Annotated in this window: 18 protein-coding genes and 1 riboswitch; of the genes, 3 read left to right on the top strand and 15 right to left on the bottom strand. The window is 50.1% G+C overall.

The window, feature by feature from the left end; translation table 11 throughout:
* Positions 1–17: 17 nt before the first annotated feature.
* The 9 genes from ACFSUF_RS17075 to ACFSUF_RS17035 form a co-directional block, all read right to left on the bottom strand.
* Positions 18–1,208 carry an anhydro-N-acetylmuramic acid kinase gene (locus ACFSUF_RS17075; RefSeq protein WP_377604648.1) on the bottom strand — a complete coding sequence of 397 codons (1,191 nt, stop codon included), beginning with the start codon at positions 1,206–1,208 and terminating at the stop codon, positions 18–20.
* Positions 1,198–2,811: a beta-N-acetylhexosaminidase gene (gene nagZ, locus ACFSUF_RS17070; protein WP_377604646.1), complete on the bottom strand. Its 1,614-nt coding sequence runs from the start codon at positions 2,809–2,811 to the stop codon at positions 1,198–1,200. The genes ACFSUF_RS17075 and nagZ overlap by 11 nt, the downstream gene beginning before the upstream one ends.
* Positions 2,801–3,733, bottom strand: coding sequence for an N-acetylglucosamine kinase (locus ACFSUF_RS17065; protein WP_377604644.1), 933 nt, complete (start codon positions 3,731–3,733; stop codon positions 2,801–2,803). Before ACFSUF_RS17065 ends, nagZ begins: the two co-directional genes overlap by 11 nt.
* Before the next feature lie 41 nt (positions 3,734–3,774).
* Positions 3,775–4,914: an exo-beta-N-acetylmuramidase NamZ family protein gene (locus ACFSUF_RS17060; RefSeq protein ID WP_377604642.1), complete on the bottom strand. Its 1,140-nt coding sequence runs from the start codon at positions 4,912–4,914 to the stop codon at positions 3,775–3,777.
* A gap of 91 nt (positions 4,915–5,005) precedes the next feature.
* Entirely contained in the window at positions 5,006–5,866 is an 861-nt protein-coding gene (locus ACFSUF_RS17055) for a carbohydrate ABC transporter permease (RefSeq protein WP_377604639.1), read from the bottom strand.
* A gap of 14 nt (positions 5,867–5,880) precedes the next feature.
* Complete coding sequence (locus tag ACFSUF_RS17050) at positions 5,881–6,783, bottom strand: carbohydrate ABC transporter permease (protein WP_377604637.1); 903 nt, start codon at positions 6,781–6,783, stop codon at positions 5,881–5,883.
* A gap of 106 nt (positions 6,784–6,889) precedes the next feature.
* The gene (locus ACFSUF_RS17045) at positions 6,890–8,335 is read right to left on the bottom strand and encodes an ABC transporter substrate-binding protein (protein ID WP_377604635.1); all 1,446 of its coding nucleotides are present in this window, start codon (positions 8,333–8,335) and stop codon (positions 6,890–6,892) included.
* 30 nt (positions 8,336–8,365) lie between these two features.
* Positions 8,366–9,280 carry an N-acetylmuramic acid 6-phosphate etherase gene (murQ, locus tag ACFSUF_RS17040; RefSeq protein WP_377604633.1) on the bottom strand — a complete coding sequence of 305 codons (915 nt, stop codon included), beginning with the start codon at positions 9,278–9,280 and terminating at the stop codon, positions 8,366–8,368.
* Between the two features lie 506 nt (positions 9,281–9,786).
* Complete coding sequence (locus tag ACFSUF_RS17035) at positions 9,787–10,650, bottom strand: MurR/RpiR family transcriptional regulator (RefSeq protein ID WP_377604631.1); 864 nt, start codon at positions 10,648–10,650, stop codon at positions 9,787–9,789.
* Between the two features lie 238 nt (positions 10,651–10,888).
* Between ACFSUF_RS17035 and ACFSUF_RS17030 the strand changes: the two genes are divergently transcribed.
* Positions 10,889–12,190 carry a 6-phospho-beta-glucosidase gene (locus ACFSUF_RS17030; RefSeq protein ID WP_377604629.1) on the top strand — a complete coding sequence of 434 codons (1,302 nt, stop codon included), beginning with the start codon at positions 10,889–10,891 and terminating at the stop codon, positions 12,188–12,190.
* A gap of 4 nt (positions 12,191–12,194) precedes the next feature.
* Positions 12,195–13,199 carry an N-acetylglucosamine kinase gene (locus tag ACFSUF_RS17025; RefSeq protein WP_377604627.1) on the top strand — a complete coding sequence of 335 codons (1,005 nt, stop codon included), beginning with the start codon at positions 12,195–12,197 and terminating at the stop codon, positions 13,197–13,199.
* Between the two features lie 61 nt (positions 13,200–13,260).
* On the opposite strand, the gene ACFSUF_RS17020 is transcribed toward ACFSUF_RS17025, so the two are convergent.
* From ACFSUF_RS17020 to ACFSUF_RS17010, 3 genes are all read right to left on the bottom strand, one after another.
* The gene (locus ACFSUF_RS17020) at positions 13,261–13,755 is read right to left on the bottom strand and encodes a C40 family peptidase (protein ID WP_377604624.1); all 495 of its coding nucleotides are present in this window, start codon (positions 13,753–13,755) and stop codon (positions 13,261–13,263) included.
* A gap of 165 nt (positions 13,756–13,920) precedes the next feature.
* Positions 13,921–15,807, bottom strand: a complete 1,887-nt coding sequence (locus ACFSUF_RS17015; protein WP_377604622.1) for a stalk domain-containing protein — start codon at positions 15,805–15,807, stop codon at positions 13,921–13,923.
* Positions 15,808–15,911: 104 nt separating this feature from the next.
* Positions 15,912–19,049 (bottom strand): S-layer homology domain-containing protein, encoded by a 3,138-nt coding sequence (locus ACFSUF_RS17010; RefSeq protein ID WP_377604620.1) that lies wholly within the window; start codon positions 19,047–19,049, stop codon positions 15,912–15,914.
* Positions 19,050–19,133: 84 nt separating this feature from the next.
* A riboswitch (cyclic di-GMP riboswitch) is annotated at positions 19,134–19,227 on the bottom strand.
* A gap of 267 nt (positions 19,228–19,494) precedes the next feature.
* Between ACFSUF_RS17010 and ACFSUF_RS17005 the strand changes: the two genes are divergently transcribed.
* On the top strand, positions 19,495–20,118 hold the full coding sequence (locus ACFSUF_RS17005; RefSeq protein WP_377604618.1) for an RsiV family protein: 624 nt from the start codon (positions 19,495–19,497) through the stop codon (positions 20,116–20,118).
* A gap of 73 nt (positions 20,119–20,191) precedes the next feature.
* Here ACFSUF_RS17005 and ACFSUF_RS17000 read toward each other — a convergent pair whose 3' ends face one another.
* The 3 genes from ACFSUF_RS17000 to ACFSUF_RS16990 all read right to left on the bottom strand — a co-directional run bounded on the left by ACFSUF_RS17000 (position 20,192) and on the right by ACFSUF_RS16990 (position 25,511).
* Positions 20,192–20,737, bottom strand: coding sequence for a glutathione peroxidase (locus ACFSUF_RS17000; protein WP_377604616.1), 546 nt, complete (start codon positions 20,735–20,737; stop codon positions 20,192–20,194).
* Positions 20,738–20,900: 163 nt separating this feature from the next.
* Entirely contained in the window at positions 20,901–21,431 is a 531-nt protein-coding gene (locus ACFSUF_RS16995; RefSeq protein ID WP_377604614.1) for a DinB family protein, read from the bottom strand.
* A gap of 243 nt (positions 21,432–21,674) precedes the next feature.
* Positions 21,675–25,511: an S-layer homology domain-containing protein gene (locus ACFSUF_RS16990; RefSeq protein ID WP_377604612.1), complete on the bottom strand. Its 3,837-nt coding sequence runs from the start codon at positions 25,509–25,511 to the stop codon at positions 21,675–21,677.
* Between the last annotated feature and the right edge of the window lie 79 nt (positions 25,512–25,590).

Below are 25,590 nucleotides of genomic sequence, written 5' to 3'. Positions count from 1 at the left end.
TTTCCGTCCAACGGCTCTTACCATGGCAAAGCCAGCTTTCCCATGACCGCAGGCCTATCGGCACCCGTTGCGGATATCAGATTATTGGGCACACCGTGAATATAATGATCCGCAAAGACAGCAAAAGCTACAGCTTCCTTCGCATCCCCAGACACCCCGGCTTCGTCTGAAGCCATAATTTTCTGTTCCGGCAGCAGTTCGGCCAGCATCTTCATCAGCGCGGCATTATGTGCGCCTCCGCCGGAAACCAGCACTTCATCGATCCGGGTCCCGGGAAGAATAAAGTCGCGGTAACTCGCGGCAATCGTCCTCGCCGTAAAGGCGGTGAACGTTGCCATGATGTCCTGTGGCGCCAGCTGCTTCTCCACTGCCCGCCGGATCCAGCCGGACGCATATTCTTTGCCGAATTCTTCGCGTCCGGTCGTTTTCACAGGAGGTTTGGACAAGTACGGATGCTTCATCATCTCACCCAGCAATCCCTCATCAACCTTGCCTTGGGAGGCCCATTCGCCGCCGCGGTCGTAAGAGAGCCTGCCTTCGCTCAGCTCATACGCAGCCTGGTCTATGATCATATTGCCCGGTCCTGTGTCAAAAGCAATGATCTGCTCCGGCGCCGCGCCGGCCGGAATCGAAGCGCAATTGCCGATCCCTCCAATATTCTGCAGGATTCTGCCTTTTTCCTTGTGCCGGAACATAATATAATCGGCATAAGGCGTAAGCGGCGCGCCATGGCCGCCAACGGCCATATCCGCCGGTCGGAAATCCCCGACCGTCAAAATCCCCGTTGCTTTGGACAGCACGGATAGATCGCCGATCTGCAGCGTGGATTTCGGCCTGTACGGATTGAGCGGATCCGCTTCGGGCATATGCCAGATCGTCTGTCCATGCGAGCTGACGAGATCGATATCCGCCATGGAAAGCCCCGCTTCCCGGACTACCTCTTTCACTGCTTCGGACCAGTGCTGAGCCAGATAAAAGTTCATGCCGCTGATTTTCGGAGAACTCGAATGCTCCTCCGAGCAAAGCTCCTTTATTTTCTCGCGGAGCTCCTCCTCATACGGTACCGATAAGAAGTGAAGCAGCTCCACCTTTGAATCGATCCCCCGGCCCTGGATCCGAACTAAGGCGGCATCGATGCCGTCAAGGGACGTGCCGGACATCAGACCCACGATCAGCCTCGCAGGCTTTTGGAGGATATTAGCGATCAAAAGAGGTCACTCCCCATCCGGCAGGGTACGAATTGGTTAAGGTCACAGGCAATTTTCCCTGCGGAACGAGTTGTCCCGTTAACAGCTTGGCTGCGCTCTGTAAAGCCAAAGGCCTGCTCTCATATAGGCATACATAGGCCGGTACATCCGGAAACGCCTGCAAATCATACGGATTGCGAAGCGCTGCTATGACCGGCTGCTTTCCGAGAGCCATCAGTTCTTGTACCAGCTGAATCTGATCTTTATGCAAATGGGCGTTGTACGTCCCCACAACGATCTGCTCATACCGGGCTGCTTCTTCCATGATTTCTTTAGAAATCTCGCCCGCTTTCGTAAGGGGAATCACCATTTCCCTTACTTCCGCTCCTTGTGCGGCAAGGGCGCTTCCTAAGGTAACCCGGCCCTCATAAGACTCGTCGACCAATGAAACCGCAGCCGGTTCGATGGAAAGCACAAGCGTCCGCTTGTCAGACAGTGGCAGCAGGCCGCCCGAATTTTTCACGAGAGTCACGCTCGCTTCACTAAAGCTTACCGCGGCTTTACGGTGCTCCGCCGAATTTACAATCCGGCTGAAATCTCCCGCCTCGTCAGCCAAGCCGCGCTTAGTTTTCAGTGCGAGCAAACGCCGTACCGACTCGTCAATGCGTGCCTCGCTGATTCTTCCGCTGCGGACCGCCTCCGCCAGTGCAGCCGCGGCTCCCGCCTGCAGCTCGAACGAATGGCTGATCAGCACCAGGTCCGCGCCAGCTTCCACAGCCATAACTGCAGCGTTCACGGTACCGTAATGATCCGATATGGCTTTCATCTCCATGCAATCCGTCATAATGATGCCGTTGTAGCCCAGTTCCTCCCTCAGCAAGCCGGACAGCACCGCATGCGATAACGTTACGGGAAGGCCGCTGTCATCGAACGCTGGAAACCGGATATGCGCCGACATGATCGCATCCACTTCAGCTTCGATGGCTTTCACAAAGGGAACCAGCTCCACCGACCGGATCCGCTCGCTGCTGTGCATGATAACAGGCAAATCCAGGTGGGAATCGACATGGGTGTCCCCATGTCCCGGGAAATGCTTTGCGGTTGCCACAACATTCGCATCTTGGTAGCCCCGCAGCGCCTGCACACCGAATTCCGCAACCCGTTCCGGCTGTTCCCCGAACGAACGGACCCCTATGACCGGGTTCAGCGCGTTCACGTTGATATCCATATCCGGCGCAAAGTTCAGGTTGATACCAAGTGCGCGAAGCTCGGTACCGCTGATTTTGGATGCTTCATATACATCCTCCGCGGAACCGCCCGCTGCCAGCGCCATCGCGCCCGGCATGAGCGCCACACCCTCCGTAATCCGGGCTACCATACCGCCCTCCTGATCAATGGAAACCCACAAAGGAGGCTGGCCCGTTTCCGATGCCAGGCTCTGCAGGTCGCGGCTGAGCGCAGCCACTTGTGCCGGATCTTTCACATTACGGGCAAAATAAATGACACCGCCCATATGATGATCCCTGATCATCGTCCGCACATGCTCCGTCGGCTCCGTGCCCTCAAAACCGCCAAGGATCATCTGCCCGATCTTCTGCTCTAACGACCAATGCTTAAACTCCATCTGTCATTCCTCCCCGTCTTGTCCAAGCCATCAGCGCGGCCCCGCTCGAAGCGTCCTTTCTCGGCATCCCGCAGTGCAGCAAAGGATACTTGCTCCTGAGCAGCTGAACAAACGTTTCCCGTATCGTTGTATTTTTCAACAGCACACTTCCTGTCATGGCAAGACGCCCTTCCTGCAAAGACAGCTTTTCCACTACAGGCACAGTCAGCTCAAACAATGCCTGCGCACTCCTGAGCGCAATCGACAGCGCCGTTGGGTCGCCCATCTCACAGGCCGCCGACAGAACCGGTGCCAATGCGGCAATATCCCTTTTGTGTCTCTGCCGGTCGTACACGTAACCGATCACTTCTTTGACCGAACCCATCTGAAGCCGTTCATAAACCAGCCGGCTGATCACGGTTTCCGGGATACGTCCGTCTTCGTGCCGAACCAAGGCGGATAACAGCTCCCGCCCGATGCTGTACCCGCTTCCCTCATCGTCGATGAGATGCCCGAATCCACCGGAACGGTGCGTACCACCCGCCGCGTTGCGGCCATAACAGATTGAACCGGTACCGGCGACCAGAATGATGCCCGGCGCGCCCATATGCGCACCGAATAAAGCGGCTTCCTGATCTCCGACTACGAGCAGATTCCCACGGTATCCGCAAGCACGAACGTCCGCTTCCAGACGGGGAATGACGTCAGGATTGCTCACTCCGGCCGCCCCGATGCATACTTGCACACAATGCTCGAGGCCGCCTGTAAAGTCCGCCACCGTGGCAAATACTTCTCCAAGGTTACTGCGGACTGAGGCCGCATCCATCCCGTTATAATTCATGCCCCCGGACGTAAACGTAAGGACGGTGTTGCCGGCCTCATCCATTAGAGTCACCGCAGTCTTCGTTCCTCCGCCGTCTATACCCGCCACATAGCTAATCATATGCGCACATCCTTCAATTCAACATTCTGCTTCAATCAGTTTTAATACAGATGATACTGCTCTTTCACCAGAGCGAACTCCCGGCTCTCCGCACGGAACCCTTCCAGCAATCCGGGGACGTCTATCCCGTCATCCCTCAGTATCTGGTCCCCGGCGAGCAGATCGATAAAAGGCCGCGAACCGTCCTTCACCGGCGGCAGGAACGAGAACTCTTCATAATTCCGCTTCACCGTAAACAACAGCTCCACTCCGGTCTCCACCGGCCGGATCGACTGCCGATCCAGCACATGAAGCTGCACCCCGCTGCACAGCTCCCCTTGGAACTTGGAGAAGGAAGGACGGAAATACACGGGACGGAATACAACGCCCGGCAGTCTTTTCCCGTTCATTTCCTCTGCGAGTTTCTCCGCTTCCAGGAACGGCGCGCCGATCATCTCAAAAGGGGCCGTTGTTCCTCTTCCTTCAGACAGATTCGTACCTTCGAACAAACAGGTTCCGGGATAAACCAAAGCCGTATCAAATCTTGGAATGCCCATTGACGGCATAATCCAGTGCAGTCCCGTGTCCGGAAACAGCATTGTCCGTTCCCAACCCTGGCAGCGGACGATCTGCAGCTGTGCCCGCCATTTCATCCGGTCGTTCACCATACAGGCGACCTCCCCCGCCGTCAACCCGTAACGCATGCACAACGGATAACCGCCTACAAACGACTGATACCCCGGTTTCAGCACATTCCCTTCGACCGCTGCCCCGCCCAGCGGATTGATCCGGTCCAGTACGACAAATTCCTTGCCTGCCCCCGCACAATCCTCCAGCGCATGCAGCATCGTATAAATAAACGTATAATACCGGGTTCCCACGTCCTGAATGTCGTAAACGACTAAATCCACATCATTCAGCATCTCATCCGTCAGCCGCTTCGAATCTTTTCGGTACAGGCTGTGCACAGGCACACCCGTAACCGGATCAAGGTAAGAATCTACATAAGCTCCCGCTCCCTGATCCCCCCGGACTCCGTGTTCAGGAGAAAATAGCGCCGTTAGATGAAATTTCTCGTTCAATATATCAATCGTCGACCTAAATTCCCTGTTCACACCTGTAGGCGTCGTAATCAAGCCTAACCGCTTTCCTTTAAACAGGTGAGCATACTGCCCAATTTTATCGATCCCGTTGTAGACCATCGCTGCCTCCCGCCTGTTGCCAAAATGACTGCGACAAGCACCTTGTCACAGTCATTCGTACTAATAACTATTCAGTTGCTTCATGTACCGCTTAGCCCTTAACGGCTCCTACCGTCACGCCTTCCAGGAAGTACTTCTGCAGGCTGAAGAACAGGACGAACATCGGCAAGGCCGAAATCGCAGCGCCCGCCATCATCGGAGCGATATAGGTGGTGTTCGCGAAGCGGAAATTTTTCAATCCGACCTGAATCGTCTGCATTTCCATCGAATTCGTGATGAGCAGCGGCCAGAAGAACGTATTCCAGCTGTCCATGAACGTCAGGATCGCCATGACCGCCAGTACGGTTTTGGATAGCGGAAGAATCATTTTCATATAAATCTGGAACTGATTGCACCCTTCCATCTTGGCGCTTTCCAGAATTTCATTCGGGATACTGCTCATAAACTGCTTCGCAAGGAAGATATTATACACCGTTACAATCCCCGGCAGAATGAGCGCGCTGTACGTATTTTGCAATTCGAACACATTTACCATCAAAATATACAGCGGAACTTGCGTTACCTGATAAGGAATCATCATCGAGACGAGCAGGATGCCGAACAGGATGTTTTTGCCCCGGAATTTCAATTTGGAGAACGCAAACCCTGCCATGCTTGCAAACACTACGTTGGATACCGTAACCGAAACGGCTACGATCAGGGAGTTCAAAATCCACCGGTACGAGTAATCGCTATAATCAAAAAAGAATTTGAACGATGCCAGTGTAAATTTACTAGGAAGGATAGAGTACGTGACCGCACCCGCTTCCACCGGATCGCCAAGAGCAGAAACGACCATGAAGTAAATCGGAAAAATCGTAGCCAAGGCGAACAAAAGCAAAGCTGTAAAAATAATCGCATTCCGTGTATATCGGACCCGGGGTCTTCCGGTATGATTGCTGTATAATGCCATTTGGAATCCCCCTCTTAATACTCGACGTTCTTGCCAGCGTATTTAAACTGGATAAAGGAAACTACTGCGATAATGAAAGCCAGTACGAGCGACTGGGCTGCTGCTTTGCCGAACTCGAAGTAAGTGAACGCATTGTTGAAAATGAGCAAACCTACCATCGTAGTGGCATTGTCCGGACCGCCGCCTGTCATCAGGTAAGCATTCTGGAACACCTGGAACGATCCGATGACCCCTGTTACTAAGAGGAACAACGTCGCCGGTCTCAGGCTCGGAATAACGATATGCCATACTTTTTGCAAAAAGTTAGCCCCATCCAGTTCCGCCGCCTCGTAATACGTCTCGTCAATGCCCAGCAGGCCGGCAAGGTAAATAATGATGCTTGTGCCATGGCTGGAAAGCCAGGACATCAGCACTAGAGAGAACATGGAGGTTTTACTTGCTCCAAGCCAATTCTGGCTCGGAAGGCCGAAAAACTGAATAACCTGATTGAGTATCCCGCCTGGAAGAGCGTCAAAAATCCACAGCCATACGACCGACAGAGCGACACCCGATGCCACGACAGGCAAATAGTAAACGGCTTTAAAGAACGATTGTGTCTTCTTGCTGAACGGCAGCACCAGAATGGCAATCGCAAACGAGATGAACAGATTCACAGGCACTGTCAGTACCGTGTATACCACTGTGTTCCGCATCGATTTCCAAAACAGCGCGTCTTTAAAGGTAGCCGTGTAATTGTCCAATCCAATAAAAGTAGAGCCCAAAGGTTTGTATTTCTGTAAACTGATAATAAATGCACTCACAAAAGGATAAGCGGTAAACAGGGCGAAAGCTGTCAGCGCCACCGCGATAAACACATATCCCCAGGCACCGTCTGATTCCAGCCTGCTTCTTTTTCTTGCTTTAACCACCGTATTCATTATGTCTTACCCCGTTTCGAAACTTCAGTTTTGTGAGGTAAAAAGCTCGGATAGCCGCTCAGGGTACAGGGCTATCCGAAGGATTACCGTATGCTTTGTTCGATTGTCAGTCTTTCACGATCCCGTCTTCGCCGAAGGCAGCTACAGCCGCTTGTTTCACAGCTTCATACATGTCTTCCGGTTTGATCTCGCCTGCAATCAGCGCCTGGAATTTAGGCACGATGACTTCGGTTTCCAGCTTGATCGCTTTCGCGCTCAGCTCAGCAGGAATGTCCTTGCGTGCAGGCGTTGCGTTTTTCAACATAAACTCTACTGCCGCTACGTTATCCGGGTTGCGCTCTACAGTCATGCTTTTTGCCGCTTCTTTGGCGCTTGCTGTGATCGGCTGAACCATCAGCTCGCTGTTCGTTTCTGCCGACACTTTGCCGCTGGCCAGGAAGTACGCCGCTTTAACAACGTTTGCTTTGTGCTCAGCTGTCGGCTCTTTTTTGCCGCGGAACGTTACGTAGCCATCCACCACTGCTGCTGTGGAGATCTTCGCGTCTTGGAATGTCGGAGCAGGCAGAACGATGTAATCCACCGGAATGCTGTCTTTTACAGCGCTTGCATCTTTGGCTTCCAGCTTCGCATTGTTCTGGTTCGCAGAGTTCTCAAACGTCGCCAGCCCTTTACCTGTAATCATCGTCTGGCCCGTCAGGAACATGTTCCAGCGTTTGCCGGCATCTACCGAGCTCAGCTCTTTCGGCATGGAACCGTCGTCGATCAGCTGGCGCAGGTCTTTCAGGAGGCCCAGATAGTTTTTGCTGGTATAAGCGTATTTGTTATCTTCAGTAAATGGATGAGGCATGCCTGCATTTTTCGCCATGATGCCCAGGTAATCCTTAGCAGCTACCCCTTTGACAGCGAATACAAAACCGTAGCGGGTTTTGCCGTTCTCCGTTACTACGCCTTTCTTGACGGCTTCGCGGAACTCATCGTAAGTCCAGCCGTTTTGCTGCACCTTTTTGTAATCGATTCCAGCTTTCTCAAGGAACTGTTTGTTGCCGCCCAGTGCATGGATTTCCATGTAGGCCGGGAAGCCGTACAGCCCGTCGCCGTTCTTCATGTATTCCAAAGGAGCTTTTTCGAAGTCGTTAATCATGTCAGGCGACGCAGCATCCGTAATGTCCATGACCATGCCTTGATCCGCATATTTAGCAATGCTTTCGGAACCCATAAAGGCAATATCCGGCGGGCTGCCCGCGTTCACTTGGGTATCCAGCTTCTGCGTCATATCTTCCCAGCTGGCCGGTTCGATTTTCAGCGTCAGGTTCGGGTATTTCGCGTTAAAATCTTTAGCAATCTGCTCAAGTTTCTCTTGATATTTCGGGGAAACCGGCGGCAGAAGCGCAGTGATGGTGTCTTTCGCATCTGCTTTCGGAGTATTTCCGCCAGCGTTACCCTGAGCTGCATTGTTCCCGTTGTTGTCTGCGGAGTTTCCGCAGCCTGCAAGGACGGAGAAAGCCATGGTTGCGGCAAAAACGGATGTTAATACGCGCTTGTTCTTCTTCATGAATAAAGACCTCCCAATGGAATGTTTTCTCTATACGACTTTCTGAAACTTGCTAATCGCTGTTTTCAAGTGTCCGTCACATTGTTTTAATGCTTGCTCCGCAGCTTCGGCGCTGAGCCCTGTTTTGATCATCATGATCGCTAGTTTGCAATTGTTGGAAGCGCTCTCTAAATGCGCGGCAGCGGTTTCATAATTGACCCCTGTAGCTGATCTGATAATACGAACAGAACGATCATACAATTTCTTGTTGCTAGCTTTCAAGTCTACCATCAGGTTATTGTATGTTTTGCCTAACTTTACCATCACGGTGGTGGTCAGCATGTTCAGCACCATCTTCTGTGCCGTGCCCGCTTTCAGCCTGGTGGAACCCATGATGACTTCCGGCCCTACAACCGGTGCGATGCATACGTCGCATACGGGTTCAAGCTTCGAATTCTTGTTGTTCACTACGCCAATCGTTACGGCACCGAGCTCTCTGGCTCTCTGTAAGCCGGAAATGACGAACTGTGCGCTTCCGCTGGCTGTAATTCCGATGACGGCATCTTTATCTGTTACGCCGCACCGCTCGATGAGTGCGATCCCCTCCTCAGCGTTGTCTTCAAACCCTTCCACCGCCGTTCGTAATGCCTCGTCTCCCCCGGCGATATGTCCTTGCACCATGTTCGGATCGGTACCAAAGGTAGGAGGACATTCCGATGCATCCAGTACACCGAGCCTGCCGGAAGTGCCGGCTCCGATGTAGAACATTCTGCCGCCGTTCTTCAGCACGCGGTGCAGCATGTCGACCGCCACCGTGATCTGCGGAATTTCCGCTGCCACTGCGCCGGGAACCTTGGCATCCTGCTCGTGCATGAGCTGCAGCATTTGTTCCGTGGAGCATTCATCTATCTGGAACGTCTGCATGTTGATTTCTTCAGTTGTTAATCCTGATAGATACTCATCCATAGCCTATCCTCCTGTTCTTGTTGTTTGTTTCATGCATTTATCGTAACGAATTATTTCAAAATGGTCAATACTTTTTGAAACTTTATTTTATTATGGAGTAAATCTATGATTTTTTATTTTGAAAAACAGACAGCAAGACCCATCATGCGCCATTTGGCATGGGTTTTGTGGGGCTTGGTGGGTGCTAGTTTCGCTGCTAGATTCAACGCCCGGTTGGCTAGAGAATCAGAGACACCTTAATTCAACCCACTTCGCTCCTAATAGCGGGTGAAGGGGCAGAATTTACCCTACATTTCGCTCGAAGTGACCAAGGAGGGCCAAATTGCCCGCATCCTAGCTGCCCTCCGGCCCGCCACACTCATGATGTTACTTTCCGGCAATGGAAATGGAGAGGTTCACCCGACATAGCCGCCTTCCGGTAGACTATAACAACAAAAAAAGGCACCGAAGGTGCCTTTCCACAATGGGCCCGGGGGAGCCCAAACGCTCAACATTGCAACACTGCTTTAATTCCGATGCTTACTGGCAATAATATCGTGCGTCTTCGCCAGGTACTTCTTCACGTTTTTGTACTCCGCACTGGCGACGCCGGCGAACAAAATATCGATCACCGTCAGCATAGCGATCCGCGAACCCATTGCGCCGCTGCGGATGGTCACTTCCGGAGTGGAAATGCTCAGCACAATGTTGGCTTTGTCGGCTAATTCACTCTTCGTGTACTTCGTAATGGCGATGATGCAGGCTCCATTTTTCTTGGCAATCTCCAGCGAGTCCAAGATTTCCCCCGTCCGGCCCGAATTCGAAATGAAGATGGCGACATCATTCTTCTCCAGCAGCGTAGCCGCTGTCAGTTGACTGTGGCCGTCTGTGTAGGTGTGGCACATTTTGTTAATCCGGGAAAACTTCTGTTCCGCATCGATACCTACCAAACCGGAAGCCCCGATACCAAAAAACGCGATCCGCTTGCTCTCCCGCAGCACCTGAACCGCACGCGCAATCTCGCCCTTGTCAATGACCTGCATCGTATCCTCTATCGATTTCATATTGTTGCGAGATATATTGGAAATAATGACAGGCAGTTCGTCGCCCGGCTGAATATCGGTGTATTGATCCTTCTCCGCCTCGTCCATGGAACCCAGTGAAGCCGAAATACTCACAATAAAGCCGCGGTAGCCGCTGTATCCCAACGTTTTGCAGAACCGGAGTACCGAAGCGTCACTTGTGTTCGTCAGCTGCGCCAGCTGCTTGATCGACAGATGCGGAATATCCTCCAGATGCTCCAAAATATAGTTGGCCACCAACTTTTCGACCGGGGTCAGACTTTCCTTCATATCACGGATTTTGATCAAAATATTATCATGAATAGACATGAACATTCCCTACTTATCCTATAATTTTCAATTTCATCATAAGCTTATTTTTCCAGAAAAACAATGTGAATCTATGAACTATCATATCAGAAAAGTGCGATAATGGAAATTTTATTTCTAAAATTATAATTTATATAAAATTTTATTACATTTTTGAGATCGTAGTGCTATAATCATATAATATCAGTATGACAGCGTTTACGATAAACTGAATGATGACTGGAAGGGTGATCCGATCATGAATACCAAGTTGAAAATAGCAATTATCGGCGCAGGCAGCACCTACACTCCCGAGCTGATTGAAGGCATGATTAAACGCAAGGACGTTCTGCCGATCAGCGAGCTCGTTCTAATGGATATTGATGAAAGAAAGCTGTCCATTGTCGGCAATCTGAGCGAGCGGATGATCGAAGCAGCGGGCCTTTCCTGCCGCGTCGTAAAAACCGACAACCTGGATACGGCACTTACGGATGCAGACTTTGTCCTGGCCCAAATGCGCGTAGGCAAACTGCCTGCACGGGTGCTCGACGAGACCATTCCCCTGAAGTATAACCTTATCGGCCAGGAAACGTGCGGCATCGGCGGCTTTTTCAAAGCGATGAGAACGATCCCGGTCATGCTGCAAATTGCCAAACGCATGGAAGAGCTATGCCCGAATGCATGGCTGATCAACTTCTCCAATCCGGCGGGCATTATCACGGAGGCGCTGCTTAACCACTCCAAGGTGAAAATGCTGGGGCTGTGCAACGTTCCGTACAATATGTTCAAAAGCATCCGCGAAACACTAGATCTCAACCAACCCGATATTACGTATGTGGGACTGAACCATTTGAGCTGGATTACGGCCATTGAGGAGAACGGGACGGATTATCTGAAATCCGCGCTGGATATGGGCTTGAACAGTGAAGCTATGAAGAACATTCCATCCTCCGGCTTCTCCAAAGAGCTGGTACAGATGGTAGGAGCCATCCCGTCCTCTTATCTAGAATACTACTATTTTAAAGAGAAGAAGCTGAAGCTTCTAAGTGAAAGCGAACTGACACGCGGACAAAAATGTATACAAATCGAAGAAGAGCTATTGGGCATATATGAGGATTCGGAGCTTCACTCTAAACCGGAACTGCTCTCCAGCCGCGGCGGCGCCAACTACTCCGAAGTGGCCATCAGTCTGGTAGATGCCATTTATAACGACAAACAGGAAGTTCATGTCGTGAACCTGCTGAACAACGGCGCCCTGGAGTTCATGGAAGATAACGACGCAGTGGAAGTATGTGCGGTAATCGGCAAGGACGGGGCCAAACCTGTTCCGGTACCGGGCTTCGACAACCGCCACATCATCGACTACATGCGGATGGTAAAAGCATACGAGCGCGAAACCGTTGCCGCTGCTGTGACCGGAAGTGAAGATGCGGCTATGAGGGCCCTGCTGATGAACCCGCTGGTGGGCGACTACAACTCGGCACACGACTGCTTCCAGGAACTGAAAGAGGCGCACAAGGAGTATTTGCCGCAATTTTTCCCGGCAGTTAGGACGGTATAGTTCCATGAGCAAAAACTACGTCATCGGCGTCGACGGCGGCAACAGCAAGACCGATTACTTCCTTTTCGATCTGGAAGGAAAAGCGGTAGACCACATTCGTACGGGCACATGCAGCCATGAGCAGTTTGCCGATGGCTATGCCAGCTCGCTGCGTGTCATGAACGAGAACATCAGCCTTTTACTGGGACGCAATCAGCTGACATTGGAACATGTCGCTGCCGGTGCGTTCGGTTTGGCCGGTGCGGACATTCCGTCGCAAAAGCTCCGCCTGAACGAAGTGGTCGAGCAGATCGGCTTTACGAATTATGCCGTCGATAACGACTCCTTCCTCGGTGTCAAAGCCGGAACTCCCAAAGGATACGGCATCTGCACCATTAACGGCTCCGGCCATGCAACCGGCGGCATTTCGCCAACCGGCCGGCGGCTGCAGGTCGGCGGCATCGGCAGCGAACTGGCCGGGGATGAGGCCGGCGGATACTACTTGGCCAGAAAAGCGCTGCGGGCCGTTTATGACAGTTTTTATCGGCTGGGACCTGAAACCGCAATGACGGGGCCTGTGATGGAACTGCTGCAGGTACCCGGCAAAGAAGTCTTCATGGAGTATGCCTGGGAAGGGATTTTGAACAAAACCCTCCCCTACACACCGTTGATTCAGATCCTGTTCGCTTGTGCGGACCGCGAAGATCCTGCCGCGTTGGCAGTTCTCGACAACTCCGCAAAACAGCTGGCTCACTCCACCGCAGGATGCCTGCATAACCTGGACTTTGGGCCTGAAGTCGATATCATCCTCGCCGGCTCAATATGGGTGAAGGTGGAAAGCCCGGTACTGGTGGAAACGTATAAAGCCTATGTGAAACAGCTTACTTCAAAACAATGCAACTTCATTCTGCTGCATGTACCACCGGCTACAGGGGCCGTCCTTTGGGCGCTCGAGCTGGCGCACGGCCGGCCGGTCGATCTGGACACGCGGGAGAAAGTGATCACTGCAGTGGAACTGCTGCAAAAATAAGAAAAAGCACATCACACGCCGCTTCCGGCTGTGATGTGCTTTTTCGGTTATGTTCCTGCCGTTAGATGACGCGGCGGGCAGTCTTATAAGTTTTGCTCCAAATGCTGCCAGAGAACTTGGAAATGGTTACCCCAACGCCGACACGGTATGTATGAAGCAGCTTGTTATTGCCGATATAGATCGATACGTGATTGATACGTCCGTCCCGGTTCGTATCTGAGAAGATCAAATCGCCCGGCTTAAGGTTGCTTCTGGATACATAACGCCCGGATTTAGCCTGGTCTCTGGACGAACGCGGCAGCTTAATGCCATGTTTCTTGTACACGTATTGAGTGAACGAAGAGCAGTCAAAGCTGCGTGTGCTTCCGGTAGGCGCTCCAAATTGATAGCGTACCCCTAGGTATTTTTTGCCTGTCGCTATAATTTGGCTCGCTTTCGAGACGGCTGCTTCTGCCTTATGCGGTGTAAATGCAGCCTCGCTTCCCACTCCCACGGATAAGGCGAGCGCCAAAGCCAGCATCGTTTTTCCAATTTTCTTTTTCAGATGTGTTTTCATGATGTCCTCCCTGTGATTGTGATGGGGATTTGCCTGTACCCACTTTACCACAGAACGAATCGCCCACCATTTACCAACAAGTCCCGAAACCTGTATTTGCCAAGGACTTTACAGAGTTTATTAGAAAAAGATGAGAATTTGTTTAAGGTTTACCTCTTGACAGGATTATTTCTTCACAGTTCCTTTTATGATAGGTTCCCCGTATTCATCCGTTTTGCCTTTATACACTACTTTACCGTTTTTATAGAATGTACCTTGAATAGCAATGTCATTTTTATAAACCAATACCCGATTGATCGTCCCGTTAGAATTGTACAATACAGCATTGCCGTTCTTTGCACCGCTTTTCAACTGGTAAGCAAAGGCTGTACCATCCGGGTATAAATTAAGCCCCGTGCCTTCCCACGGAAGCCCCCTTCTGTACTTACCTTTAAAACGAGGAATTTGGGTGCCTGTGTAGAACTCAGTTCCCTCCAGCTGCATCCCGTTTTCCATGTTGCCTTCGAAAAATACCGATTTGCCCGAGAAACTGTACATAGTCCCTTTTCCGTGCATTTTATCGTTTAACCACTCACCGCTGTATTCCTTGCCGCCGTTCTCTTCATTGTACGAAGTGCCTGTTCCCTGTCTGATTCCGTTCACCAGCTGCCCCTTATATTTGATTCTACCGTTCTCGTGATATAAAGTGTCAGCTGTATCATAAGGACGAATGTAAACGGTCAACATCTTCGTAACTTTGTCTCTTTTAACGCTAACTTTCTTGGTTCCTGTGTGGTCTAGTACCTCGATTGGAATATAAAAAGTATTAAAACGAACCATCGGAGCGGACTCCAATTGAATTTGGCTGTTGTCGACCATCATCGTGTTCTGATCCGCCGTGAGCGTCATGACTTTGTCATTACCTTCAACCCGAAGTTGATTTGTTCCCATATCCCAGTTAACTTTAAAGCCCGACTTCTCAAGTACAGCGATACCATCTACAAAATACTTACCCTTACTATACTGAGAGGGATTTATTAAGGACAGAAGACTGCCATCAAGCATTACATTTACAGGTTCCTCATTGCGAATGGAACGGTCAGCCGGAGGTACAATCGTTCTTTTCACGAGAGTGCCTTTGTTATCCACATAATACAGTACATCTTTTTGGAAGCCTAATATATTTTGAGCAGGTGTTGGCTGCAATGCAACCGGGAATGATTCTTTAAACAGAAGATCTGATCCAGTGAGCTCTGCATTACCGTCAGCCGTTTTCGTTACCCAAATTCCGTAACTTTCTCCTGTATAGAGTCTGGTAATAGCGTTTTCTCTTTCTTTACTCAGCTTTTGACCGACTTGCTCTGGCTCTTGCAGATCAAACCTCTCAAACGACATGGTTTCACGAATCACCTTTTTGGCCAGAATATATCTTCCCGTAAACGCATAGGAATCTATAAAACTCGCTGCACTCTTAAGCATACGTGTTTCTTTGGTTTGCGTAAGGTAAAATGCCGGTTGCCCTCTATCATTCATGTAAGTCAAGATCCCTTTTTTCAGCGCTGGATAAGAACCTTTGGCTAATGTTTCTTTGGCCCCTGTTGCTATGTCGTAAATTTGGATAAAGCCGGTCTCCTTGGCTCTCCAGGCAATCAACGAACCTTCTGCACTTAACTGTGGGAAACTCCCCTTCAACAGCAATTTTGAGGTCTGACTGTTGACGTCATAGATGACTAATCCTTCTTTATCCGGATATCCGCTTTGGCTCCACAATACAATTAGCCCCCGCGGGGTAAGGGATAAGACTGGAGAGCTTTTATAACTCTGGTCCGAAGTGAGTTTTTTGATTTCACCGTTTTGCAGGTTCTGAAGGTAAATGTGGGTCGTGTTATTCTCCATTTTTTCGTATGCCAAATAATCTTCCAACAAGCTGAAAGATGTCACATCTTTCATTGAAACATTGACTTTTGTCATCTCGTCCTTAAAGCTATAACCTTGTTGACCTGTTTCCGCTAATACGGAAGTAACAGGCATCATTAATGCTACCATTAGCAAAAACGATAACCATCTCTTCATATATGTTCGCTTCCTTTCCTTCAACTATGCCCGATTTGTATGAAAAAGGCAGCCTCAGGAGCTCGCGCGCCCGAGGTGCCTTTAGGTTAGAGCTCGTATTCCTCTTATTTCTTGATGTACTCAATAATCGTTTTGCCGCCAAGTACGGAAATGGCTATCAGCTGGTTCTTTGCTTCGAATAACCCGCTTCCTACTCCATCGGTGTGATAGATTCCCGTTGGTTTCAATTCATTGTAATTATATACGACTACGTTGGTGTTATTGATTGTATATAATTGATTATTCGCGATATCGAAAGCCACATCGCTAAATCCAGTGGTTAACTTTGTTACATACTTCATATCGTCTGCTTTGACGCTGGCAGTTTGGAAAATGGTTCCCGCCCCGTTGAACAGATACTTTCCATCCGGGGAGAGTTTCATTAATACGGTCATGGCATGATCGCCGTGGTAAGGTGAATCGTATCCACCAGGATGAAAAGGCTCAACAAACGTACCTGCGTTGGTAATATTGTAAGCACTGATATCACGCGGCGAAGTATCGGTTGTGATTGCATATATTCTGTCTAAATTTGGATCTAACTTTGAGTTCATAAGAATATAGCTTTTTTGCCTAATCTTGCTCTCTCCTACCTGAAACCCGAGTTTAGAGAATGACTTAATGGTCGTCCACTGTTTGGAACCTGACGAAACATAGATATAACCTTTGCGGTCCAATGCAATATCATATGGGTCTAGATCAATATCAATTGTCTGAGTTAGTGCAAGACTAGAAGTATTAATAATTGCAATAGCTCCACTCTCTGAAGAAGCATATGAGTTATGCTCCATCTTGAGCAACGCAACATACAGTTCACCATTAGCATAAGTAATGCTTTCCGGCGGCAGGCTGACTGCAAGTGATTTCAGCTCTTTTGTTTCATAATTGAAAGCGTGTACTTTCTGACCTGCTCTGTCCGTCATATAAATGATTGGAAAATCAGGATCATACACACTGTCTGTTACGGTGAAGTTTAGAGCTGTATGCTTGTTGTAATATGTTGTCGCAAATGCAACCTTGCTGTTAGCAGACTCCAAACTAATCTCATCAACCACAGCTGTCACTTTATAGTACCTTCTAGTGTTAGGAAGATTGGTCGTGTCAAGATAACTAGTGCCTGTAATTTTAGCTTTCTTATTTTCCTGATCTAGTACAGGCGTATAGATACCATTTTCTGCATTGCTGTAATAGATGTAGTAATAATCTGCATCAAGAACTTCATTCCATGTAACATTAATATCCGTATCGGTTACAGTTTGTGCCTTCACATTCAGTGGTGCGCTTAAACTTAATCCGCTGCTGATAGATTTCAGTTCCCATTTATTTTCGGCCGCATTCCACAAAGCTACTAATGTTAAGTTATCTCCGAATAACAGGGTCATCTGATCACCATTAGCCAGAGGTTTAGCATTCGCAGGCAGTTGGGCAGATAAATCAGTTACGGTATAGTTATTAATTTTATAGCTAATTTTCTCCAAACCGTCATAGTATACATGTCCGTAGACAACATCATTTACGGACTCGGATCCTAACAGAGGAACATCATACAGTGCATAATAATCCTCATTTTCTAGACTTGCTACATACTCAGTAGATGGAATAGAGCCGGCATTAATAGAGAATTCCCCAATAGGGCCATAGGCTTCCGAATAAGTAGTCTCGTAAACACTCTCACTCACTGGATCAATAAGATAAATCTCAAGTGGGTTGTAGTCTACTTCCCCGGAAATATACGAGTAAGCTTTATCACCGACAATGAAAATCCCTTCTGCCTCGGGAAGATCAGGCAGCTCTTCGTCCGGATTCGGGTTTGGAGTCGGATTCGGATTTGGATTCGCAGGCTGTTGAGGCACACTTGTTCCCGGTTTATCCGGATTTTTCACTACAACAGTTCCATTAATCGTGATCGTTACCGAGACGTTGCCCAACTCATAAGCCTCAACCTTCAGTTCAATGGTTGTACCGTTAACATTTACAAGAACAAACTTGATTGTACCAGTTCCCTTAATTGAAACGGCTGCATTTAATACAACTTTCAGCAATGTGGCGCTATCCTTAACAGATACAGCACTTTCCCCCGCACCAGATGCAAGCTCAAGGTCGCCGATTACGGTTTTTTCAAGCACTTCTACTGTCACCTTTGTTACTACAGTTACTTTAGTGAACTGTCCTTGCAGCTGGACATTTTGCCCAACGGTCTTATTTCTAAGTTCGACATTCACAAAGCCTTTGTTTTGCTCCTTGCTGTCGGATTCCAATTTAACAGCAGATCTTACAATCGTATTCTGGATTACAGTGCTGCCTTTAGCAAACAATCTAACTTTTCCTGCAACCTTATCTACAATCGTGACATTTAAGGTGGAATTGTTAACGACAATGCTGTTTTCACCGCCGCCGGCTACGATCGTTCTGCCTTTAACCGTTACATTATCGAGGTATACTTCACCTTGGCCGATCCCTGCAGTTAGGTTCAGATCACCTTCAATGACAGTATTTTTTAATGTAATGCCCGCTTTAGTAATGGTAACATTCCCTTGGATCGTTTTTGCAGTTTCCGGTCCGACATTCCCTGGTGTAGAGATTCGTGTGCCGACAGCTTTATCTAACATAACTACTGCTTCTGCCCGTGTGATAGGTTGGTTTGGCCTAATGGTTTGATCGGAATATCCGTTCATGTAACCTGCCGCTTTGACTGCTTGTAATGCAGGTTTGCTCCAATTAGGTATTTTGTCTGCATCTTTGAATCCGTACAAAGCGCCTTCTGCTTTCAACGTATCCAATTTCATCAGATCGCTGATCATCTTGGCCGCTTCTTGCCTAGTTACAATGGACTCGGGTTTAAATGCGCCGTCCTGACTTCCTGATAAATATCCCGCTGCTTTTGCTTTAGCAACTTCGGCATAATACCACCGTTTCGGGGAAACATCCTTGAAATTATCTTCGGACTTTTCGGTAAATCCATACGCCCGGTTTATTAAGGCTGCCATCTCCGCACGGGTTACCTTGCTGTCTGGCCTAACCTTCTTGCTTGCATCTACGGAAATCAATCCTTGGTCCAACCAACGGGTTAACGAATCTTTCGCCCAATTTGGTTTTACATCGGATGCGCTTTGCCCATAAACAATCCCTACATTTGAAATTACTAGAGATAGAATGAGGAACAAAGTAAAAACTGCTTTCTTGCTGCTTTTTCTCCAGACCATGGTGGTCCTCCTTTTGTCGCTCCCTTATGCATAAAAAAAGACATCACACCAAAGGTGGATGCCGAATGAGCACCTACAATACACCCTGGCAACCTGGCAATCCTGGTCCTATCAAAGATAGAACTTTAGACCCACGGCTTTGCGTCCCTGCCTTTCAGCAGGTTTGCCTTTTTCGTATGTATAAGGAAAATAATAGATTTAATTCCTCCAAAATATAACATAGAATGATATAATAAACAAGGAAAAAAGTCTCATATTTAGACATGATTCGATGGATTTCTTGTATTTTTATGACTTTAAGCGCAGATTACAGTACCTACTTTTCAATAGAAATATACATGCAATAATACCTACTAATACAAAAATCCCGGGAAAAACCAGGACTGGCACCACTACCAAACCGGCGGCATAGGCTACGATAACCCCCGCGAAAGGAACCCGGACCATGCCCAATTATGAATTTCCCGTGCAAACGGAAACACGTACGCTGCAGGCGCCTGGCGGCGTGTATCATTATCCTGCCTTAACCGGCTTGAAGAGTACATCCGTCCAAGTGCAGATCAACAATCAGATCCGGCAGCTCGCCCAGCAGCTGCTCCGATATCAGCAGCAATACTTATCCGGCTCCAATCCGGAGTCGATCGGCAACTATGAAATTAAGACAAACGAGCGCGCCATTTTCAGTCATATACTCAGCAGCTACGCCTACTCCTCGCCGATGGCTCACGGCAATACGTTGGCTAAATCGCAGACGTTTAACGTGCGGACCGGACGGAAGTACAGCCTTGGCGACCTGTTCAAGCCCGGCTCCGCTTACACTGCCAAACTTTCCGCGATCGTATCCGCACAAATCAAGCAAAGAGACATTCAGCTGCTCGGGAACTTCCCCGGAGTAGCCCCTGACCAAGACTACTATTTAGCTGACAAATCTCTTGTCGTATACTACCAACTCTATGCTATTACGCCTTACTACTACGGGCTGCCGATGTTCCCTATCTCCGTATATGACCTGCAGAACGAAGCTGCAGAGGGCGGTCCGCTGGACATCCTTTCCCAGCAACTGGCTTAAGCTGGCTGGCCGCAGCAAAAAAGGCACCGCAGATCTCAACAGATCCGCAGTGCCTTTTTTTATATTACATCTATTACAGCAATGCCTCAATTGCTGTTTCCATATCCGCCGGGTTCACGTTGGACTCGAACCGTTGTACGCTCTCGCCGTCACGGCCGATCAGGAATTTGGTGAAATTCCACTTGATGTCGTCGCCTTCCAGAATGTGAGGCAGCTTCTCGGAAAGGAAGCTTTGCATCTTCTGACCGTTAGGATCAGACACGTCAAAGCCTTTGAACGGAGCTTTCTGTACCAGATAAGCAAACAACGGTTCTTTAGTCTCGCCGCGAACGTCCGTTTTCTCAAACATCGGGAATGTCACGCCATAGTTCAGTTGGCAAAACTCGCTGACTTCCTCGTTGCTGCCCGGCTCCTGCTCGCCAAATTGGTTGCTTGGGAAGCCCAGAATGACCAAGCCTTGGTCCTTGTACTTGTCATAAAGCTTTTGCAGTCCTTCATATTGAGGAGTAAATCCGCATTTGCTTGCTGTGTTGGCCACGATAACAACCTTCCCTTTGAACTGCTCCAAGGAAACCTTTTCTCCCTTAATTGTTGTCGCTTCATAGGTATAAATGCTCATTGTGAATCCTCCCGGTAACATGTATTTTGTTAAATTATATTTTATACAATCTAAATTATAAAGTACGATCCCCCACATGTCAAATCCAAAACAAAAAGCCTATACAGATCCCGTCTGCAAGGCTCCCCGGCTGTTTGTTTTCCCTGTTAAGGCTGATTTCTGCTTACATTTTCTTTTGCCCCGCAAGCAATGCCTGCTTCAGCTCTTCAATCTGCTGCGTATGCCTTTGCTCATGATAACCGATAAAATCCACCCATTGCGCTGCATCCATCATTCCGAACACCGGATGAGGATGAGACTTCTTCCTCAGATCCACACCGCTGTAGTCCGCCAGCAGCTTGTCCAGCGCTTCCCGTGAAGTATTCAGCTTCATTTTTACATCTTCCAAAGACTGAAAATGCCCTGCAGGCACAAGGCCGTCAGGAGCAGAAAGTTTCCGGCTGCGGTCGAGGGTCACTTCGTATGGCTTTTTATCCGTCGGGCGATCTTCAGGGGATGACAGCGCCTTTTCCAATGTGCGGACGATGATCGTCTCCATCAAATACAAATGCTCCAGCACCTGCCCTATAGTCCAACTTCCTGCCACTGCTTCCGTATTCAGCTGCCCGTCCGTTAATCCGCTTACGCTTTTCCAAAGGTTGACCCGGGTTTCTTTCGTCTGGTCCAGCTCCTTCATCTTCATCCACTCCTTCATCTGCTCTAACTCCCGTACCCATCTGCAATTAATTAAGCCTTGGCCAAGGTGCTGAAACAATTCATAGGGAAACTTCTTCCGCAAGGTGAAACGGCTGGCGCCGTCTTTCTAGGCGTGCAGTTCGTTTCATTCCGGAGAAATTTCAGAATCGGATATAACGTGAACATTTGTACTTTCTGAAATTTCCAAAAAGGAAAAAGAGCAGACGCTTTAGCGCTGCCCCTTTACCTCAGTGTGAATCTTTTATCCGTTCAAAATGTCCAGCAATCTTTTCACCAGCGAAGCAGCCTCCGCTCTGGCAGCCGGGGCCTGCGGACGGAAACTGCCGTCCGGGTAACCCGAAATCAGGCCTGCGGCAGCGGCTTGACGAATCGCTTCCTCCGCCCAGCCCGACGCGTCGCCTGCATCGTTGAATGCAGCAGTTGTACTTACTTTACTGTTGCTGCCTGCATGCTTCAGCGCCTGTGTAAGAAGTACGGCCAGCTCCTGGCGGGTAATTTCGCGCTGCGGAGCAAATTGATCGGCGCCGGTTCCTGTTACCAGATTGGCCTCCACAGCAGCTGCAACTGCTTCTGCGTACCAGGCTTCCGGTTTCGCATCCCCAAAAGCAAGAGCTTGTTTCGGCTTCACCAAATTTAATGCCTTAGCAAGCATAGTCACGAATTCCGCCCGGGTAACCGGATCTGCCGGAGCAAAGCGGCCATCCCCTGTTCCGGCTGCGGCACCGTGAGCGGCCAGATACATAATGTCGCCTGCTGCCCAAGACTCATCCGCAACGTCCCCGAAAATGCCTTCGTATTTCATCAGGGCTGCCGCTCCGTATTTAGTCAAAAATACCGGCCAGCTGGCTTCGCCTGCAGGAGAATACACCGCAGTCCAACCTGCAGAGTTTACGCCTAACGTGCCTTCGCCGCCTTTTAGTAAGGCTGCAATCCGGCTGTGTTCCTTGCTATCGGAAGGCTTATACTTGAGTTCTATTTTGATTGGTTTAGCAAATGATGCGAGCTCCTTACCGCCGGTAAGAACCGTGAGCTGATAGGCGGCAATCGGCTTCCGCAGGGCAACTCCCGGAACATCTACAGTTTCCAGCACAAAGGACACCGGAGTATTCTGCAGCGTTCCAAGGGAATCAGCAGGAATGAACAAATCCGCGCCGGCACTTTTCAAAACCACGTACACACCGGCTTTGCCGGCCTCAGTAAGAACACCGGACGGGACATTCCACGCAATGCGCTCGGCTTCCGCTCCGGCTGCGCTGTCTACAACCGCTTGCTTCACAGTCGAGGAGGCCGCAGCTTCGCGGATTGCTTTTAGCAGCAGATCGCTGTTCACGTCGACGGTGAGTGCTGTTTTCCCGCTGACCGGGTCCTTCGTTGTGGTCACATTGTGCTTCGTTTCCGGTACACTACCAGTGGTCCCGCCAGGATTGGTACCCGGATTTGTTCCTGGATCAGTCCCAGGATCTGTTCCCGGTCCCGGATCCGCCGGCAGTTCCCCTGTCCCTACTGCAAGCTCCACTCCGGTGATTGTATACAGCCCGCCGGATTTGTAGCTGCGCGTCTCCGCATTTTTGGCAAATGTCAGCAAAAACCTCGGTTCACTTTCCGCACTCACGCCATAGGCTTTGCTTTTCGTACTGTCCGCTAACGATTTGAGCAAACCTGTCGTTTCATACTCGCCAAACACATCAGTGCTCGTTGGAGTGACAGAACTGCTGGCAGCTGCAGCCGGCTTCGACGTGATTACTGATTTGGTCTGCAGGTTAAACTGATCCCCTTCGGTCAAGTAGTGTAAGGTGAAGCCTTCCGCATGGAATGGCGTTTCAGAACCGGCGGGCCCATAGACTGCTTCGGTTCCGTCAATGACGAACACGGCTCCCGTGCCAGTAACGGTCCCAACGTTCCCGCTCAAGCTGAACCCTGTATTCTCATCTACGCCGATCCCCCATGATTTGCCGGAGTCGCGCATGGATACCAAAAGACGGCCCAAGCGGCCCCGCGCATCGAAATGCGAGTCCGAAATGACATCCGCCGGCAGGAATCCGAAGCCCTGCAGCAGTCCGGACTCCGAATCCGTTTTTGATCCGATCCATGTCTCGGCAATCGAGTTGCGGATCATGTCATTACGCTTCAAATCGGAATAGCTGTCGCCGCCGCCCAGCATGATATCGCTGAGAATGTGATCCCCTGCACTGGAACCTCCGATGGCGCCGCCGCCGTAAAATACGTTTCTAATCGCCGCCAATGCGGGAGAGTCGGCTCCCTCATCCGTTAGGAACGCACGGGCATGTTTCGCCTGATCCCCGCCGGCCATGAATACAGCGGAAGCACCGCTGATCGCTTTGATTACTTCAGGATCAACCGAGGCAGTTTCGTAGTTGTCCGAATGAATCGGAACGAACACCGGCTCGAAGCCCTGTTGAATCCACTCTTTTTCATAGGATACCGCTGTTTTCGTGTCTTCATAGAATTCATCTTCCGCGGCGTTCAAGCTGCTTCGGGAAGACATGACATGTGCAATGACAGGGAGCCGCCCGCCTGCTGCTTTGCGGATCACCTGATGCAGAGGGCCGTTCTCAATATCGAACGCACCGCCTATAGGCACAACAGTCCCCTGCTGTATTGCGTTTCTATAGTAATCTTTGACTCTGTCCGTAAACTGAAGCTTGAACACACCTCCGGCAGGCACGGTTACAGGATCGATGGCAACCGCTGCGGCAGGTATCTCACCGCCATAAACAGCCCAGGTTACCGACCCCGGCTCAGCGGATACCGTGACCGGAATCACCTCGCTGCCCGCCCGAAGTTCGGCCGAAGCCAACAGCTCGGTTCCCGCCACGGCTGCCAGCGTTTCCGGACTCATCGCTTCACTGAAGTGAACATAAACATGATCCGCTACTCCCGTATCCGGCAGCGCCACACGGGCGACCGGTCCGTCCGTGTCTGCAGAAGCGGCGGCCGTTTCCGTAGGCACAGCACGGTTCCCTCCAAAATCACGTACAGCCTCGGCATAAGTCAGCTTCAGCTTCTCCCCGCGCGCAAGTTTCAAATCCGGTAAGGTGATGCGGGCAATATCGGCCCTGGGCCACGTTACAGAACCCTCCGCAAGCGGATAATCTGACGGCGTGCCGTCAGTTCCGATGACTTCCACTTTTTCAAAAAGATCATCGGGTGCAGTCAAATCCTTAACAGTCTCCTCCAGTTCTTCCGAGAATACAATGTAGAAGTGCTCCATATACCCTTCCGTTGGCGGATATACCGTTCCCTCCGGAGCGACCGGATCGCTGATATGGATTTGTTTGGATCCGTAGTTTTTAATGGATTTGTCAGCAGTGTTGTAAAGTACGTAAGATATGGTCACATCACCGTATCGCAGCGGATTAACGGCACCTGTTACAGGATCAGCTTCCGCCCTGCGCGGATTGTCCGAAGCCCAGCGAAGCGCCTCCCCTTGACCCGGAACCGGAACTCCGGTTGCCTGCATAGGCACATTCACCGCTCCGTCCTCAACAACCGGCGCCTGGGCCGCAGCCGATTGCACCGATGCCAGCGCCGCTTCCCAAACCGTCAGAAACCGGAACACGGTTGAGTACAAGCCCGATTTGCTGTTTCCGCTCAAAAGCAGCACATGGGCAGTCGCGGTCTGCTGCTGTTCATCCAGCGCGTCCCAGTCCGGAATGCCGAATTCCCCGAGCAGCCAGACCAGCTCTGCCGGCGGTTCTTTATCGTAAATTTTGTCGTTAGCTCCCCCAACCGCCAAACCTAGCTTGACTACTTTTTCAAACTCGGCCGCATCCGTGAACGCACCGTACTCGTCGATCCAATCCAGCAGCGCGTAGGATACATCCTCTTCCTGTGCCGTACCGGACAATTCATCCCAACCGGGCAGTCCAAGCGTATTCAATACCGCGAACACCCCGACTGCTCCTTCTGCATTGTTTACAGCTTCCATTGCATCTTGCATGGTTCCTCCCCCGGTCGCTCCCGCTTGTGTCATTGAACCCATCCCCGAGAATAAAAGTACTGCCGTCAGCAGAACAGCCATAGTTGTTTTGAAACGCGATTTTACAGCTTGCTGCATTTCTTTTCCTCCTTTGAGATCACCAGTAAACAACCAATTACACTCATAACCAACTAGACATCGCCTTTTGATCAAGTTA

Source organism: Paenibacillus gansuensis, assembly GCF_042684925.1.
In the GTDB taxonomy this organism is placed as follows: Bacteria; Bacillota; Bacilli; order Paenibacillales; family DY6; genus Paenibacillus_N; species Paenibacillus_N gansuensis.
Note: the sequence above shows the minus strand (reverse complement) of the source record. Positions and strands in the feature narration are given on the sequence as shown.

Coding starts and splice junctions, on each gene's coding strand:
- ACFSUF_RS17050 (WP_377604637.1), bottom strand. CDS start 6,783: ATGAATACGGTGGTTAAAGCAAGAAAAAGAAGCAGGCTGGAATCAGAC.
- ACFSUF_RS17035 (WP_377604631.1), bottom strand. CDS start 10,650: ATGTCTATTCATGATAATATTTTGATCAAAATCCGTGATATGAAGGAA.
- nagZ (WP_377604646.1), bottom strand. CDS start 2,811: ATGGAGTTTAAGCATTGGTCGTTAGAGCAGAAGATCGGGCAGATGATC.
- ACFSUF_RS16995 (WP_377604614.1), bottom strand. CDS start 21,431: ATGAAGGAGTGGATGAAGATGAAGGAGCTGGACCAGACGAAAGAAACC.
- ACFSUF_RS17065 (WP_377604644.1), bottom strand. CDS start 3,733: ATGATTAGCTATGTGGCGGGTATAGACGGCGGAGGAACGAAGACTGCG.
- ACFSUF_RS17005 (WP_377604618.1), top strand. CDS start 19,495: ATGCCCAATTATGAATTTCCCGTGCAAACGGAAACACGTACGCTGCAG.
- ACFSUF_RS17010 (WP_377604620.1), bottom strand. CDS start 19,049: ATGGTCTGGAGAAAAAGCAGCAAGAAAGCAGTTTTTACTTTGTTCCTC.
- ACFSUF_RS17055 (WP_377604639.1), bottom strand. CDS start 5,866: ATGGCATTATACAGCAATCATACCGGAAGACCCCGGGTCCGATATACA.
- ACFSUF_RS17045 (WP_377604635.1), bottom strand. CDS start 8,335: ATGAAGAAGAACAAGCGCGTATTAACATCCGTTTTTGCCGCAACCATG.
- ACFSUF_RS17030 (WP_377604629.1), top strand. CDS start 10,889: ATGAATACCAAGTTGAAAATAGCAATTATCGGCGCAGGCAGCACCTAC.
- ACFSUF_RS16990 (WP_377604612.1), bottom strand. CDS start 25,511: ATGCAGCAAGCTGTAAAATCGCGTTTCAAAACAACTATGGCTGTTCTG.
- murQ (WP_377604633.1), bottom strand. CDS start 9,280: ATGGATGAGTATCTATCAGGATTAACAACTGAAGAAATCAACATGCAG.
- ACFSUF_RS17015 (WP_377604622.1), bottom strand. CDS start 15,807: ATGAAGAGATGGTTATCGTTTTTGCTAATGGTAGCATTAATGATGCCT.
- ACFSUF_RS17060 (WP_377604642.1), bottom strand. CDS start 4,914: ATGGTCTACAACGGGATCGATAAAATTGGGCAGTATGCTCACCTGTTT.
- ACFSUF_RS17025 (WP_377604627.1), top strand. CDS start 12,195: ATGAGCAAAAACTACGTCATCGGCGTCGACGGCGGCAACAGCAAGACC.
- ACFSUF_RS17020 (WP_377604624.1), bottom strand. CDS start 13,755: ATGAAAACACATCTGAAAAAGAAAATTGGAAAAACGATGCTGGCTTTG.
- ACFSUF_RS17000 (WP_377604616.1), bottom strand. CDS start 20,737: ATGAGCATTTATACCTATGAAGCGACAACAATTAAGGGAGAAAAGGTT.